This is a genomic window from Patescibacteria group bacterium (assembly GCA_041675205.1).
Lineage (GTDB): Bacteria > Patescibacteriota > Patescibacteriia > GWA2-46-9 > GWA2-46-9 > JBAYUF01.
The window spans coordinates 141,233-156,518 of record JBAYUF010000003.1 but is presented as its reverse complement, the minus strand read 5'-3'; the positions used below and the strand labels follow the sequence as shown (position 1 = coordinate 156,518).

Here is a 15,286-nt window from a genome sequence, read left to right as displayed (position 1 = left end):
GTTTAGTATAGCGTAGTCGCAGTGTCTGCGGCGAGTATTCCCTTCATGCCAACGGTAATCTGGTGCGTTCGCACCCACCCAGAAGTGACTTCAAGCACGTACCTGGCGGGTTCAGTTGGAAAAAACACGTTTGGATACGATACGGGCGCCATGTTTTCTGTAATTGAAATTATTTTCAGGTCTTCATCAAGCCAAATAACGTCTAAGGGGAAGTTCATGTGCCGCATCCATATTCCAGCCGAGCTTCGTGCACCAAAATCAAGCAGCATGCCCTCGTTTGCAGCCAACTGCTGCCGGTTTGAAAGGCCACGGGCAAGCGCCTGCGGCGTTTGCGCCAATTCAACGGTAATGGCCGCGTCGTTTAAGGTGAGTTGAAGAGTCTCTCGGGGCTGAACTTCAATGTAAACGAGAGCAGCAGCTAACGCAGCACAAGTAACGAGCAGTAGTGAAAGTAGTTTGCGACGACCAACCACCATCCTACTGACCAACCCGAACGTCGTTGTTCGTCCAGTTAACGAGCGCGTTCACTATCGAAAGTAACAGCGCCGCCACAAAAGCCGGCATAAAACCGGTTATTGAGAAGCCGTCAGCGATGCCCGCAACAAACCAAATGAGAAACGCGTTTATAACAAACGTAAATAACCCAAGAGTGAGAATGTTAAATGGGAGCGTCAACAGTATAAGGATGGGTTTGAACGTCAAATTAACAAGCGCCAGTAGCAAGGCCACGACAAACGCATAAAAAGGTCCGGCTAATTCAATCCCGGGTACAATATTGGCAATGGCGAGAAGCGCTAAAGCCTGAATTATCCAACGAAAAAATATGTTCATAGTTATGTTTTAGTTTCAGGGTCAACAGTAACCGCCAGGATGCAACCGAGCAGAACGATTATGCCAATACTGTTTGCAATTGAGAGCACTTGCGGCGCGCCATAAGGATTTAAAGATGTTATAGCGATGAGTATCGTAACTACCGGAAATACGAGTTCGGCAATTGTGGCAACCCGTGCTGGCGTTTGTTTGAGCCCTCGGTAGTAAATAAGAATCGCCCCAGCGCCGGTTGTGAAAGCGATGACGACAAAGCGCAGTAATTCAGAACCTGACAGTGAAGTTACAGCGTAGTCTGGTGCTAGGTAAAGTGCCGCAGCTAAACTAATCGGTACAGCCAGGAGGAACCGCAGAGCGGTTGCAAGAGCAAAAGGTAACGTGCGGAGCACCCGCTTACTTAAAATAGTGCCGCTCCCCCACGCCAAGGCCGCACTAACTGCCAATACATAAACAAGCATCTTGCCTTCAAGGCCAAACGGAACAGTTTCTGCGCCAAAGCTAATAAGGTAGCTACCGGCTAAAGCAACCGGAACGAGAGTTAAAAATCGGAAGGTTAAACGCTCCTTCAAAACAATTGCCGCTAAGATGATGACGAAAATTGGTTGCAGTTTCTGCAGCAGTATTGGCGTAGCAAAATCTCCAGCGGCAAAGCTACTTGCTAACGCAGTCGTAAAAAGAATAGTGCCGAGCACGCTACTCACCGCTGAGAGTAGTAATAGCTGCAGCCAATCAGTCAACTTTAATTGCTTAATAACGTGCTTATAACGGAACAGCAGAGGAGAGAGTAGAATGAGTCCCACGAGGTGTTCGATGAAGACTATCCAGGCGGCTGGAATGGTGAGTGTCAACTGCGTGCGAAGTAGACCGTCTAAGGCCCACAACGCAGCGGCAAACATAATGAGAAGTGGTCCAGTCATGTTTATATTATAGCAAATAAAATCAAAGGTGGGGGCGCGATTTCGTATCGCGCCCCCACAGAATGACCAAACCGCCGACTCAGCGTCGAGCGTCGCGCAGGACCACGGTCGCCTCCACCAGCACGACCTTGCGGTCACTGTCTTTCTTGCTGACTCCCGACCTGCCGTCGAGGGGAAAGACGGTAACTCGATCAGCATCAGCGGGAGTGCCTGGGACGACCATGAAAACGGCGGGGTTTTCATCCAGCAGCAGCGTTTCGAGGCACTCACCATCGTGGTACCTGAAACAGTCTCCAGGCTTCAGTTGCCCGAGCGGCCTCACGACGAGGGTTGGTGTTGGCTTCTTTCCGATTTCCAGTTTCAAGTTCGTTCCTCCTGTAACCCCAATAGTTTGGGTCTAGCAAAGGTTATCAAGTCGTAATCAGAATATCAATAGAAACTGCCTCTGCTAGATGGGATAAAGAGACGCTTATATTTTTGGGGGAACTTAGAGAGGTGAAGAGAATAATCAACTTCTTTCTTGTCTATGTCGACTAACGTTGCTACGCCACCAAGCGGTATTGTTTCTTTGTTACAGAATCCACAAACAATCGAATTGCTGGCCTGTTCTCTTTCTTGTATACCGTAGCAACACCAATAAGCTCTTTGCACTTCGGGCATGATAAATTCTTTTGCTGAAGTTTTTGCCCAACAATCCTGTCGAGGTACATTCTTTTTAAATGCCCTGCCCCATCCTTTTGATAATAGAACAAATGTGTACAACAGTTGGCGCAGCAAATATCAAGTATTCGCGCGTGCCCACCACGCGTCCGACGGTATTTGTCATTTTTTAAAACAGTGCTCACGACGTTACGATTATTGGGGTGCCCGACGCGCTTATGTGCGCCCAGTCGGTATAACGCCACCAGGTTGGAGTGAATTTGAAAAATACTGCTTTGGGGTCGAGCGACTTCTTGATTTTTTCTGGATACTTGGCCAAGTACACATGATCATATATTTCTTTCTCCTCTGCACGCAGTAACGTTGCTATACCATCTAGCTGCATTGTTTTTTTCGCTAGCTCATCGGTACCCACTACAAACGATGCTCGAACTGTTGTCTTCGCAAACAATGCCTCGGTTTTTCGATAATCGCGATTCGTTTCAAAAAAGAAAACGAACGGTTCCTCCGTGTAGGCAAAGTGAACAGTCGCCCCATGGGGCGAGCCGTCTGGCATTTCCACTGCCAAAACACCAACCCGCTGAGAATTTAGATAGTCAAATATTTCGCTCTTCATAGGTGTATTTTAACACAAAGTAGCTGCATTACCCACGCTGTAAACTTTTAGCGGCGGCAGTTCTGGTTAGAGAACCGCCGCCGCTATTGAACTGCACGCCAACCGGCTCCTACTGCCTGCGCGCGTTGATGAACGCACCCTTGAGGAGTGCCGCATCGGCCGGAAGAGGCGGCTCACCATTGAGGGGCAACAAGCAGCCGGCGAAGTACCTTAGGGAGTCCTCCAGCTCCCCGTAGCACGAATCCGCAATGACCAGCCCGAGGTCTGGCTCATCGTCGACATCGATGACTTTGACGCCGTCCCGCACTTTCCAGCGCCACGTGTCGAAATAACACGCGTGGCATCCGTTGGCCAAACGAGAATCGGCCGGCATATTCGTGACCACGATGTTGAAGGACTGAAGGCCCTCCGCATTTCGCGCGTAGGGCACACCCCAGGTTGTGACCGACCCCATGGAGCCGAAATGCTCGAAAAGCATGAAAAAGAAATCAATCGGGTTCATGGCATCCTCCTAGAACGGGTGCAGATTGCTGGGCAACTGCGGGTAGATGAGCAGCTGCCGGGGGCTAAGGGGCGAAGAGTTCGATTTGTGCTCATCGAACGGAGCGAGAGCCTCGTTAACGTATGGCACAAAAATATCCACCTTGTGAACCATGTGAATGTTGTACCGTTCCTGCAGCTGGGTCAGGTGACTGACCAAGAACGGTCGTTCCACCCATTTGGGCATCGATGGCCCGCACAGTTCATAGGCGGAGTCTGTCGCAAACAGAACCGTTGGCAGCCACGGAACGAGAACGGTCTGAGACTCCCAGCGTCCATCCACGCGTTGTGCGTCGGTGATTCGGGTGCACTCGGCATATTGCCGAGGCGTCATGACCGCTATCAATCCGCCTATGGCGTTGAAGTAGAGCTGGAGCGTGTTCTGGCACAACCACTCATCACGAACTGCCTCTTGAAGCTGTCTCTCGGCCAAGCTGTTCGCGTGGCTTGCCTCGTAGGCAAGAGCCAACTTGTGGCGACGACTCACCCGCCACTGCCAACGGGCGATGAACACGGCGACGCTGAGACCGCCGATCCACCAGCCCCAGTGGAGCGACAGGACGAAGTTCGTCGCCCTGAAGATGAAAACGAGCGGCACAAGTAGCCACTCGATGTGGAAGTTTTCAAAGTCCATGCTTTCGTTTCCTCCGCTTCCGTAGAAGCAATTCTCCTCAGTCCAATCAAAAAACAACTCAGTACCGTAGCCTGTGGTTGTTAAGTGAACGGTAGGGAGTGTAGCCAACCCCAATGGTTGACCATGTATCAAATCAATTTTCTACGCTTTTGTCAATACTAAATCCACACTTCTACCACTCTCTTTGTTTACCAAATTGCCAAAACTGACCAGACTCACTTTTGTTCATTATTAGATTGTAAATTTCGTTTGCCGCTTCTTCGGGCTCTATCGTGGGCTTTTCCTTTTCAGTGGCAGCAGAATTACCCATGTCCGTCTTCACCCACCCTGGATGAATAGCAGAAACGATGACGCCTTTCTTTTTTAATCGAAATGCGAGTGTTCGAGTATACATATTAAGTGCGGCTTTTGACATCCTGTACGCCGTAGAGTCCGGCCCGTCGATTGCAAAAGAGAATGCACCGTAGCGAGAACTAACGTTTACAATGTGACCACTGGTTACAATTCCGGGCAGTAATTTTTCAGTAAGCGTCATTAGCCCGAAGACATTTGTCTCAAAAGTCGCCCGCACTGTTTGCATGTTTGGCGAAGTTTCAAATGCGTCTGCGCTTACCCCTGCATTATTAATGAGTACGTCAAGGTGTGGCGCTACCTGCTGGATGCTCTCAACGGCCTTCGCAATGCTTTCTTCAGATGTTATATCGAGCTTAATACTAACGAGGCCTGGGTGAGTCATTGGAACGGCAGTTTTATTAAACGTACCAATTACTTGCCAACCATTTTCTAAAAACTTTTTTGCCGTGGCTAAACCAATGCCGCGACTAACACCGGTTATCAATACTGTTTTCATGGCGTGATGATAGCATAAACGTGCTACTGTAGAACTATGGTAGTAGAACACTATTCAAATCAACGAAAGGCTCTCTTCTCACTATTTGGTGTGCTTTTGCTCGTTGGCATTGCGTTCGTACTGTGGCCAAAAACGGCAAAAGAACCGGACTACACACAATGCACTCAGGAGGCAAAACTATGTCCCGACGGCTCTTACGTAGGCCGCACTGGGCCAAACTGTGAATTTGCAACTTGCCCTGAGGTAGTAGACTCCCCCGCTCCGCCAGAAGATGGCTGGGAAATAGCAACCGACAATGACCTCGGTGTTACCTTTAAATACCCAGAGGTGCTTGCTTCAAAATATATTACCGCGGCCGAGTGGCCACCAATCGTAAACCTGTTCGACGGGCCACTGGGTTGCACCTCGGGAGGTAACGAAAACAGAAAAGGCGGCTCGGTTGAAAAACGCATGGTTGACGACCGCACGTATTGCGTCACCACACAAAGTGAAGGCGCAGCTGGCAGTGTATACACCACCTACACCTATGTCGGCGAACAGAAGAAGAATAAACTCATTGCTTTTACCTTCAGCCTGCGAGCCGTGCAGTGCTTAAACTACGACGACCCACAAAAGACCGAGTGCCTAGCTGAGCGAGAATCGTTTGATGTTGATGGCCTTGTTGATCGAATGACAAAAACAGTTGTCGTTCAGCCGTAACGAAAAAACAGTGGTGACCTATGAAATAACGAGGCTCACGCTCTCCGAAAAATGCGGTAAGTATTTTTCAGGGTGGTCTTTGAGATCCTGCAACAGCACTGCTTTACTAATCCATTCAATTTTCTCAACTTCATCTTCTTGAATTATAAAATCGGTTACGGGTTTATCTATTTCACAAATAAAGTACTGGACGAAATATCTTCTCGGTGAAGTTACAAATCTTTTTGGACCAAGCGTAAACGTAACATCAGTAATGCCAAGTTCTTCTTCCAGCTCTTTATGCGCATTTGATTCATACGTTTCCCCCTCGTCAACGGTTCCAGCCGCCGCGGGGCCCCACTTACCTGGGTCAACGTGCTTCGTAAACTTTCGCTGGGCGATTAACACTTCACCCTTTGCATTGGTAACCCAAATACCGGCACATCGATAGTTATCTTTCGTGGGGTCTATCTCTTCTCGGTTCATGAGACCAATCGGAACGTCATTGTCATCTACGATGATAATTTTTGGTTTTGACATTATCTTAATTATTTTTGCGACTCTACGTATTTTTTAAAGTTGTTCAAAATCGACTGCCAGCCGTCCTTTTGCATTTCTAACGAATTTTCGTTTTCAGTATCAAACGCCTCAATCACTTTTGTCATGTTGCCCTCGGCCAAAAAATCAATAACAACCTTTCTTCCGTCGTCCATTGCGTATTCGATTTTGTGAGGTTGCTCAACTACTGTGTAGGTTCCCTCAAAATCAAACCCGGTGCTCCCGTCCCTCGCGGCCATTACTGTTTTGAATCTCCCACCCACCCGTGCGTCATTCGTTGCGCTGGGCGCGTGCCAATCCTCTGACGCGTGGCACCATTTTGTAATGTGCTCTGGCTCAGTCCAATAATGCCATACCTGCTCGGGAACGGCGTCTATAGCTGTTTCAACGGTCAACATAATTATTTGCGGTTTATTCATATTTCTACTGAGTATTGCGTATTTTTCTGAAGCTCCTACTATTATAGCTATGATGCATTCCCATGAACAGTCAGAACAATATTCACCTGATTCAGTCGTCTCGTTTCATATTGAATTAAACGCCAAGGCTTTGGAGGAAGCCCGAAGACTGGTAGCAGATCCAGAGCACAAATTTCGCAACGCATCAAAAATACAGGCTGAACATATGGCCGAGTCTGCCGACATAGAGGTGAGCTCGGGGGAAGTCTCTTTGTACTGCGCCCTGCGGGAACCATTTCCCGTTGCTCCAACCGCGAACGAGTCACAGGAATCTGAGCAGGGCGCTCGGCCAGACCAATTGAGCGATCAGCATATCCTCGCTGCTGTTTTAGAACTAAGCGGTGACGAAGCTCGTTTAAAAAAATTTACTGAATTTTATCCGGCTATATTCATACCCGAACAATAAATTCGAGCTGGAAATACTAAAAGGAAATTTTCTTTACATCCCCATTTAAAAATACCGGCTGCATACCCAGAATTTCTTCTTTAAAACTAAGCTCATCTGAAATGGGATTCAGGATAAAGAGTGGCTTTTTGTAATGAAAACCTATCGCCGCCTCAATGAGCGTGTTGCCACCAATATAGCCCGGCATTCCGTTCTTCTCATAGTTCAGCAGTAAAACGGCGTCCCCGGCAATCACCTTTCGAAGGTGATTCTTTATGAGCCAGGACTTTCGACTATACGTTGAGGCATCTTTAAACCACGTTTTGTAAGTAGACACTTTAAAATCCCCGGTCTTTTTCATGACACTAGCGGTGTATGGCAACTTCACCGCAAACCCAAGTGCATTCAATTCTTCCTCAACCCGTAGCGCCTCTTTAAAGAAAGAAGCGCTCGTGCAAATGGTGATCGACTTTCTTTTTTTCATTTGAAGAACTACGCCGCCTTAATTGCCTTGATCACCATGTAATGTGGAATCCGAGAAGATTTACCATTCAAACCTTTCGCCTTTGAAAAAAACTCACACATAGCGCTGATGTGCAGGTTGTTATTTCCACACAGATTAACATAGTAACTCAGTGAACGTTTGTACGTTTTGTATGTCACATTTTTACCGAGGCACTCCTTTTTTACAATCACACTATATGACTTCAAATAATTCTCCTGCACCTTCAGCAGTTCCTTCAAATTTTTTCTTACTTTACCTGAGGCGACCCTTGCCTCTAGTGCCAGCGGGTGCGGTAACGTAAACACAAAAGTACCGCCGGGTTTGAGAATAGTCGATACTCCTTTCATTAATTTCCGTATATCTGAAATATAGAAAATTCCTTGATGAATAACGACCGTATCAAAATAATTCTTTGGAATGTCCTTAAAGTTGCTACCGTCCCTTACTAAATAGGTAATGCCGTCAGCATTGTATTCCTCCTGAGCAATCCGTATAAGCGCCGGTGCAATATCAGACGCATAGACCTCTTTAGCACCCGACTTTATAAACTTACGAGCCAAAAGACCATTGCCGCAGGCTATATCGTATAGCCGTTTGTTTTTGAGGTTACCGACAAGCTTTAAGGTTTCTTTTATTGAGACTCCTCCAATACAAAGTCCCACGTCCCCTACTCGCTCGTTCCAAACAGCTGCGAGTGAATTGAATGAGGTCGTTGTATTCATCCTTTCGTTCCTATTCTTTCGAAATCAATAAAGCCATGCTCTACATCCGTGCGAATAAGTCGCACGCGAATGTGATCGGCAACGTCTAAGCCCGTAATGCCTCGCACCAGCATTCCTTCAACTACGGGGTTAGTTATTCGTACCCACGTACCTTTTTCTGAGGCGCCGGTAACAATGGCGTCAAAGTGCTCCCCAATGCGCCTGGCAAGGAGTAGCGCTGCGGCAGATTTCCGTACCTGTCGCTCAACTTTTTGGGCATTATCTTCTTGCTCAGTGCAATGCATGGCCATAACGACGAGCTCGTCGTTTGTATACGGTGATGGTTCTTTGGCGAGTGCCGCTTTCAACAGTCGCTGGGTAATAAGGTCTGGATAGCGACGATTTGGGGCAGTAGAGTGCGTGTAATCTCGAACCGCTAAACCAAAGTGCCCTTCCACGTCTTCGCCTGGTAGTTCCAGGGCATATTCACCAGAGCCAAGGAGCTTTACGACGGACAACGAGAGATCAGGAAACGTACTCGGCTCGGCTTTTCGACGAACATCAAGAAACACATCGAGCGCTGCTGCATTTGGTGTTGCTGGTAGTTGGTGACCAAGTGCTGCCGCAAGCTGCACAATTTTGTCCCATCGTTTTGGTGTTCTGAGCACCCGGCGCAGCGACGCATAGTTATTTTTTTCAAGAAACTTAGCGGTAACACCGTTCGCCGCCACCATGAAGTCTTCGATAATATCTTTCGCCCTGTTCCGCTCCTCTGGTCGAAGATCCATCAGTACATCATCCTCAAATACTGCTCTCGCCTCGGCTGTTTCTAGCTGCAATGCACCATGCTGATGTCGTATTTGCCGAAGCGCCTGGGTTGCTTTGTCTTGAAGATGCAGTTGCTCAGCGAGCCCCGGCACGGCCTCTAGTTTCTCTGGGGCCGGCCCCGTGCCTTCCAGCCAAAGAGCTAGAGCGTTATACGCCAGCTGCGCGTGGTTAAAAACAAGCGCTTGATATATGTCGGACGAGGTCACTTGTCCGTCTTCTGCAACGGTCATTTCAACAACTATGGCTAGTCGCTCTTCTTTTTCAGCGAGCGAGGTAAGATTCGTTGAAAGTTTTTCCGGCAACATTGGAAATATTTCGCCAGCCGTGTACACAGACGTTGTATTTTTTAAAGCATGCAAATCAATGGCCGTATTTTTCTTTACCAGCGCATCAACATCCGCAATGGCGACAAATATCTTCGTGCTGCCATCCGGCAATGACTCGGCAACCGAAAGTTGGTCGAGGTCTCGCGAATCATCGTTATCAATTGAAGCCCACAGCAAGTGGCGTAAATCTTTGACCGATGCGTCAGTTGCCTTCGCCGGAGCGGTTATTTTATCAGTTTGACTAATTGCGGCCGGTGGAAAATCTGGCTGCAAACCACGTTGCAACATTACCCTGTGTGCTATCCGCCGTAGTCGGTCTCTGCCGCTCGGGTGAGAATCATGCATAAAAGTTATATATGTCTTGAACTATCGAACTGTAGTCCTAATTCTTTCACACTATTGTAAACATTTATAGACGCCAAATCTTCTGGTGAAACAAACCGAATTTCCCGGCATTCGTCGGAAGGATTGAAATTTAAATCTTTAACCTTTACTTCATGGATAACATTAACAAACCAGGTATTTCTTAAACTAATGCTTGTCGTGAAGTATAGTGGGTGCGTGCTAATGAACGTAGTGTCGAGGCCCATCTCTTCCTTAATTTCACGCTTCAGACAGTTCTCGATTGATTCGCCCCAATCTAATCCCCCGCCCGGTAGTTCCCACAAGCCATTGTCTTCAAGACAAACAAGAAACTTGGTTCGAGTTTCGTCGAGTATTAACCCCTTTATACTTACGCGATAAAAACACTCTGGAATCTGAGTCATTCTAGTAGTTTATCACGGAATAATTTAATCAGACTCTCTTTCTATTATGGTTACAACACCTATTTCAGCATCCACTTCAACAATATCACCGTCCTTCAGGATTTGTGTGGCCATTTTGGTACCCACGATGCACGGAATATTGCACTCTCTAGCCAAAATGGCGGCATGTGACGTTATTCCACCTTCGTCAGTTACGATTGCAGCTGCCTTGCGAGCCAATGAGACCATTGTAGGCTGAGTCATGGTTGTTACCATGATGTCCCCTTTTTCAAATCTATCCATGTCTGCAATCAGAGTCTTTAAATCTTCAACTACAATAACTTTGACTCTGCCTTCTGCTTTACCAGTATTAGCAATAACACCTCTAATTGTGTCAGATGAATTAATGGATGTCTTTTGTGAGCCTATGATTGAATAAAAAATATCTTGAGCCTCGTCTTTTTCATAAAACCTCATTTTCCCCTCTTCGATGGCAATGGCATATATTTCTTTTCGTTCAGCAATAGTCCGATTGTCAAGATAATTCCGATTTTGAAGTAGCTCAATAATATCTTCAATTTTGTAGCCCATAAATAAATCCTCAACTGAAACGCCTGCCCGCTTAGCAATTTCTTGAAAAAGTGGCAGAAACAAATATTCAGCGCCACCCCACCACGCTTTCATTCTTAAACGATCAACAGCAAGGGTGCCAAAAACAGATGATAAATACTTCACATCGCTATCGCTTCCAAGTTCCCTTAAAAGAGCGTCACGATTACTTCGATGCTCTTGGATTTCAAGTTCTATGGATTCAATTTTCTTTCTTCTTTCCGCAACCGGAATTTGTGCCAAATCGGCAAATTTTTTTTCTAAAAATTTCAGAATTGTACTTTGGTCATAAGTGTTGAAACATAACCAAGGATATTGCGCTGCATGTCGCAACAATTTTTCGCCACTAACCTTTCCAAGCGAGCACTTGAGAGCAGCCAACTCTTCTTCTTTTATTAAATCAATCTCAGTGGGCTTCGTTAAGATTATAAATACTTCATTTGGATTTAGAATTTTTCTTTCATTGATTAATTCTTCCAGTTTTTCCTTTGCTAATTCAAGATACTCAGGCTGAGAAACTTTAAACCAGGACCAAGTTTTATCAAATAAATCTTGATAGGCCACAAAATATGAGAGCAACTCCTCATCCGAGGCCTTCGGCATTTTTACTTTATTAACTTTTTCAGCTAACCCTTTAAACTTTTCCCGAATTGTAAATGTATTCTTTAGGTGCTTTTTTAAGAATTTGTGATTAAGCACCTCTCTTCCAGATTCTATGGCTACTGGCAAATCTTCTTTTGAATTATATGTATTTACCTGACCTTTATTAACGTACAGAAAAACATTCATGTTCTCGTTTCCAATGACATCACGCAAAGAAATATATCCTCTCAACCAAGATTCCGCTGAAATAATTGAATGCCTCTCGCCCCAAGAAAACTCATAAGCATGTTTCTTTTCACCAGTATCATTATGTAGCGTTGTTATTGGCCTGCTCTGAGTAATGAAGAATTGATCGGCCTCAAAAGCCCACTCTATATCACATGGTACGCCGTAGTGTTCCTCAATGCCGACAACTATTTTCGCCAGCCTCAGCGCCTGCTTGTCAGACAGCGCGGGTTTGCTTCCCGCCTTTTCGTTGAGCTCATGCCACTCATTGCCTACACCTTTTGCTTTGCGCAGAAGTTGTTTCTGAAAATAAATATTCTTGTCAGAAATGGCAAACGGTATTTTCGTAATCACGTATGAATCTGGTGTAATTTGTCCTGAAACAATAGCCTCTCCTAGCCCGAACCCGGCTTCAATAATCATTTGATTCCTGTCTTCAGTGACTGGATGAACAGAAAACGCTACGCCAGACACTTCGCTCTGTACCATTTTTTGAATAACAACTGCCACAGAAATCTTTGCCGTAAGTAAACCCTTTTCAATACGATAGAAAATTGCTCTTGGTGTAAAAAGTGACGCCCAGCATCGGCGCACATTCTCTAGCAGCGTATCTTTTGTTGTATTCAAGAATGTATCGAGCTGGCCAGCCCATGCTGCCTCGGCGCTGTCCTCCGCAGTGGCACTCGAACGAACGGCCACAAACTCTGCACCGAGTTTAGAAAATTCTTTCTCAATTTCTTTGACAATATCTTCTGGTATTTCTTTTTGAAGAATAAGTGACTGCGCTTGCTCGGAAGCATGCTCAATTGTTTTCATATCTTGAGCCCGAACGGTTTTGAGGATAGCAGCTACCTCAGTAGCAAGACTAGTTTTTTCAAAAAAAGACTCGAATGCCGTTGCAAGCAACACAAAACCTTCTGGCACGGGTATACCGGCCTGGGTCATTTCTCCCAAAGAAGCGCCCTTGCCACCCGCTATAGCGGCGTCATCTTTGGAAATCTCTGAAAATGGTTTAATCCAGGTCATCTATATACTTTGATTTAAATACTCTTTGACACCAGTAAGCCAGCCGCCGGTAAAGTAATCCTCTGGCCTAAAACTTTTCGGATCAACCCACAATACCTCGGGGTGCAACTCTGACGGTACTATTTCACCACTTTCAAGCGTGCCCTCATATCCAATAGCAAAAATACGTACGGTTGGATTACCTGGTACTTGCTCAACACGCTCGTGGCGCATAAACACCACTGGTTTACCAATTGTATAACGAATGTCGCCCCCAAGTTCTTCAAGCATTTTTCGTTCAACCACGTCTTGAAGCGGTACAGAAAATTCATCTTTTCTAATTCTGCCACCCGGCAAGTCCCAGTCGCCGAACTTGTCTTTCATAATAAGCAGCCTGCCGTCCTTCTTTAAAAAGACTTTGACTGCGACGTAATATTGTTCCTTGTCGTCAAGTGGCATAGTAGTTGATTATGACTCAAAAATTATTTGCGCCAGAGGTTGCCCATTGAGGTAGCTGACCAAAATCTTCTTAAAACGGTCTTGGCGCCACTTCTTCAGTTTCGGATATCTGTACATTCTCACAGTAGACCAAACGGACTTCGCGAAAATGAAATCATCTTTAAAGTCGATTAACCTTGGCAAACCACTTTCAGTATAAATCGCATCAATTACTCTAAGGTACTCACTAATTTGATTCGCTGTGAAATCATACCTTCTCATACTTTCATACTCCCCAGTCTTAGGGAAATTGTAGGTATGGTAGATATTACCGATTAAATCATACCCAGCTGGAGCCGTGTGGGTACTGCCAAGATCAATTATTCCAGCCTGAAACATGTTATGGGCATTTAAGTCACCGTGAGTCAGAACCGTTGGCAAAGCTCTAGTTCTCTCCTTCGTCTTTTCGAACGCAGCAATAACGGTGGTCTCTAACTTTGGAAGTTCTTCGATTATATCATTAACGTGAATGCCCATGTAAAAACCTTCGTCGTCCTTGTCATCAATTGCAGTTTTTAATTGCGCTAAAGCAAACTTCTCTGAAACGTTTAGAAAAAAATTAAAATGCTCGCTAGATATTTCACCACCTTGTTTACAGTCTTCCCAAAACAGGTCGCCTAGTAATTTGTCCCCAAACGACTGCTCTGTGTAGTAAAGCATTCCATCCAATTCACCCTCGGCGAGAATGTTCGGAACAGGAAAGCCGTAGCTCAAAATCTTTTTGTGTAAAGTTAATTCTGGCGTCAGTACTTCTTTTGGCGCAATACGTAGAAACTCGCCGTCGCATTTATAAATTGCAACGGGTGTATACTCTCGAGTCTTTACGTGTTCGTATGATTTGCCACCGATTTCAATTGTGGCGGCCACCTGTTCTGTCATACGCCCGCCTCAAGCTCGATACCTGATTCAGTAATGAAATCTGCAAAGGATTTGTAGTCTGTATAGACGTAACCATTCATGCCTAATGCAACCGCAGCGGCAACGTTGGTTTTGTTGTCATCGATGAATAAACACTCTTCCGCCTTTGAATTAATTTTGGCAAGAGTATACAAATAGATATTTTTGTCTGGCTTGACCATCTTAACAGCAGAAGAAATGACTATCTCATCAAATAGTCCTTTGAACTCTGGATATGTTGAATATACTTTTCTTTCAAAGAAAGAATGGTTGGCGTTCGACAATAAGGCGGTCTTGAAGCTTTTGTTTTTTAACTTTTTAATTACTACTACAAGTGCCTCATCAATTTCGAGATGGGCATCAATTTCGCTTTGAAGTTTTGCAACTGTAGAGTTTACGCCTGGATACTTCAGTAAATACTCCATCAGATCGGCTTCAGATAAAAGCGCGAGGTCAAACTGCCGTAAAATGTCTTGTAGGTTTTCATCAACGAAGCCTAACTTGGCACTGTTTTCTCTATACCAGCGGGTAACAACTGGTGCCAATAAGACATCAAAGCAGTCAAATATGAACGTTGTGACTTTGGAATCCATTAGACAATGACAATCACGACTGAATAATAATTTCGTCTTTGTGCGTACTTGTTTCTGATAAGCACAAAAAGATAGGTTAAATTTTTCCTGTTACAGTGTAACACTCTTTATAAAATGTTTTCAGCCATGTTTTTCTTGCCAATAAAGGCAAGAACGTCTGTGGACGCATCAAACAATCTTATTAGATCAAGATCCGGACGACTAAATAATCTAATACCTTTCATCTCCTTGCCTGACTGCAAAGAATTTTTTAATTCGTTAAATTCTTCGACGCCTAAAATGAAATCAACATCACCAACTTCCGTGTGCTCATCCGGCTTCCGAATATATAGATATGTATACACTGTTTCCGGTATGTCACCGTTGGTGGGTATGAAAATGGGTTCAAGAAGCCGATAATACTTTTGATTCCAGTTGTTGGATTCCTCTGTGAGCTCTTTCCTTAATTTTGTAAGAAATTCGTATTCGTTTTCAAAGTGACAAAATATTCCGATATTGCCAGCAACAGAAAGATACCGCCCAAAATTATTTTTGCAGAGCTCAAAGCATTTAAAATGTGTATACATTATCGCTTCTAATAGCTGACCCCGGTTTTCTATTGGACTGAATTTATGAGAAGTTGTCAT

22 protein-coding genes are annotated in these 15,286 nt (G+C 45.3%); 2 read left to right on the top strand and 20 right to left on the bottom strand.

Translation table 11 applies throughout. The features are described from left to right. Positions 1-2: 2 nt before the first annotated feature. The 9 genes from WC052_02990 to WC052_02950 form a co-directional block, all read right to left on the bottom strand. Positions 3-476, bottom strand: coding sequence for a DUF192 domain-containing protein (locus WC052_02990; GenBank protein MFA7286597.1), 474 nt, complete (start codon positions 474-476; stop codon positions 3-5). Between the two features lies 1 nt (position 477). Next, positions 478-831, bottom strand: a complete 354-nt coding sequence (locus WC052_02985; protein MFA7286596.1) for a phage holin family protein — start codon at positions 829-831, stop codon at positions 478-480. 2 nt (positions 832-833) lie between these two features. Then, the gene (locus tag WC052_02980) at positions 834-1,745 is read right to left on the bottom strand and encodes a DMT family transporter (GenBank protein MFA7286595.1); all 912 of its coding nucleotides are present in this window, start codon (positions 1,743-1,745) and stop codon (positions 834-836) included. Between the two features lie 79 nt (positions 1,746-1,824). After that, a complete protein-coding gene (locus tag WC052_02975; protein ID MFA7286594.1) occupies positions 1,825-2,109 on the bottom strand; it encodes a hypothetical protein in 285 nt (94 codons plus the stop codon). A gap of 65 nt (positions 2,110-2,174) precedes the next feature. Beyond that, positions 2,175-2,522, bottom strand: coding sequence for a hypothetical protein (locus WC052_02970; GenBank protein ID MFA7286593.1), 348 nt, complete (start codon positions 2,520-2,522; stop codon positions 2,175-2,177). A gap of 64 nt (positions 2,523-2,586) precedes the next feature. Continuing rightward, positions 2,587-3,021 (bottom strand): pyridoxamine 5'-phosphate oxidase family protein, encoded by a 435-nt coding sequence (locus WC052_02965; protein ID MFA7286592.1) that lies wholly within the window; start codon positions 3,019-3,021, stop codon positions 2,587-2,589. Between the two features lie 109 nt (positions 3,022-3,130). After that, complete coding sequence (locus tag WC052_02960) at positions 3,131-3,523, bottom strand: hypothetical protein (GenBank protein ID MFA7286591.1); 393 nt, start codon at positions 3,521-3,523, stop codon at positions 3,131-3,133. Between the two features lie 9 nt (positions 3,524-3,532). Then, a complete protein-coding gene (locus WC052_02955) occupies positions 3,533-4,327 on the bottom strand; it encodes a hypothetical protein (protein MFA7286590.1) in 795 nt (264 codons plus the stop codon). 40 nt (positions 4,328-4,367) lie between these two features. Further along, a complete protein-coding gene (locus WC052_02950) occupies positions 4,368-5,045 on the bottom strand; it encodes an SDR family oxidoreductase (GenBank protein ID MFA7286589.1) in 678 nt (225 codons plus the stop codon). 36 nt (positions 5,046-5,081) lie between these two features. On the opposite strand from WC052_02950, the gene WC052_02945 reads away from it, so the two are divergent. Beyond that, positions 5,082-5,744, top strand: a complete 663-nt coding sequence (locus tag WC052_02945) for a hypothetical protein (protein ID MFA7286588.1) — start codon at positions 5,082-5,084, stop codon at positions 5,742-5,744. 18 nt (positions 5,745-5,762) lie between these two features. On the opposite strand, the gene WC052_02940 is transcribed toward WC052_02945, so the two are convergent. Further along, positions 5,763-6,263 carry an NUDIX domain-containing protein gene (locus WC052_02940; GenBank protein ID MFA7286587.1) on the bottom strand — a complete coding sequence of 167 codons (501 nt, stop codon included), beginning with the start codon at positions 6,261-6,263 and terminating at the stop codon, positions 5,763-5,765. Between the two features lie 8 nt (positions 6,264-6,271). Further along, entirely contained in the window at positions 6,272-6,700 is a 429-nt protein-coding gene (locus WC052_02935; protein MFA7286586.1) for an SRPBCC family protein, read from the bottom strand. A 49-nt stretch (positions 6,701-6,749) separates the two neighbouring features. On the opposite strand from WC052_02935, the gene WC052_02930 reads away from it, so the two are divergent. Next, positions 6,750-7,145, top strand: a complete 396-nt coding sequence (locus WC052_02930; protein MFA7286585.1) for a hypothetical protein — start codon at positions 6,750-6,752, stop codon at positions 7,143-7,145. A gap of 16 nt (positions 7,146-7,161) precedes the next feature. Here WC052_02930 and WC052_02925 read toward each other — a convergent pair whose 3' ends face one another. From WC052_02925 to WC052_02885, 9 genes are all read right to left on the bottom strand, one after another. Then, the gene (locus tag WC052_02925; GenBank protein ID MFA7286584.1) at positions 7,162-7,608 is read right to left on the bottom strand and encodes a hypothetical protein; all 447 of its coding nucleotides are present in this window, start codon (positions 7,606-7,608) and stop codon (positions 7,162-7,164) included. An 8-nt stretch (positions 7,609-7,616) separates the two neighbouring features. Further along, positions 7,617-8,351 carry a class I SAM-dependent methyltransferase gene (locus WC052_02920; protein MFA7286583.1) on the bottom strand — a complete coding sequence of 245 codons (735 nt, stop codon included), beginning with the start codon at positions 8,349-8,351 and terminating at the stop codon, positions 7,617-7,619. Further along, positions 8,348-9,829, bottom strand: coding sequence for an RNB domain-containing ribonuclease (locus WC052_02915; GenBank protein ID MFA7286582.1), 1,482 nt, complete (start codon positions 9,827-9,829; stop codon positions 8,348-8,350). Before WC052_02915 ends, WC052_02920 begins: the two co-directional genes overlap by 4 nt. Positions 9,830-9,834: 5 nt before the next feature. After that, a complete protein-coding gene (locus tag WC052_02910; GenBank protein ID MFA7286581.1) occupies positions 9,835-10,251 on the bottom strand; it encodes an NUDIX hydrolase in 417 nt (138 codons plus the stop codon). A 24-nt stretch (positions 10,252-10,275) separates the two neighbouring features. After that, the gene (locus WC052_02905; GenBank protein MFA7286580.1) at positions 10,276-12,693 is read right to left on the bottom strand and encodes a PEP/pyruvate-binding domain-containing protein; all 2,418 of its coding nucleotides are present in this window, start codon (positions 12,691-12,693) and stop codon (positions 10,276-10,278) included. Continuing rightward, a complete protein-coding gene (locus WC052_02900; protein MFA7286579.1) occupies positions 12,694-13,131 on the bottom strand; it encodes an NUDIX domain-containing protein in 438 nt (145 codons plus the stop codon). Positions 13,132-13,140: 9 nt separating this feature from the next. Beyond that, positions 13,141-14,049 (bottom strand): phosphotransferase, encoded by a 909-nt coding sequence (locus tag WC052_02895; GenBank protein MFA7286578.1) that lies wholly within the window; start codon positions 14,047-14,049, stop codon positions 13,141-13,143. Further along, positions 14,046-14,660 carry an HAD family phosphatase gene (locus WC052_02890; protein MFA7286577.1) on the bottom strand — a complete coding sequence of 205 codons (615 nt, stop codon included), beginning with the start codon at positions 14,658-14,660 and terminating at the stop codon, positions 14,046-14,048. Before WC052_02890 ends, WC052_02895 begins: the two co-directional genes overlap by 4 nt. Before the next feature lie 107 nt (positions 14,661-14,767). Continuing rightward, complete coding sequence (locus tag WC052_02885; GenBank protein ID MFA7286576.1) at positions 14,768-15,226, bottom strand: hypothetical protein; 459 nt, start codon at positions 15,224-15,226, stop codon at positions 14,768-14,770. Positions 15,227-15,286: the final 60 nt, after the last annotated feature.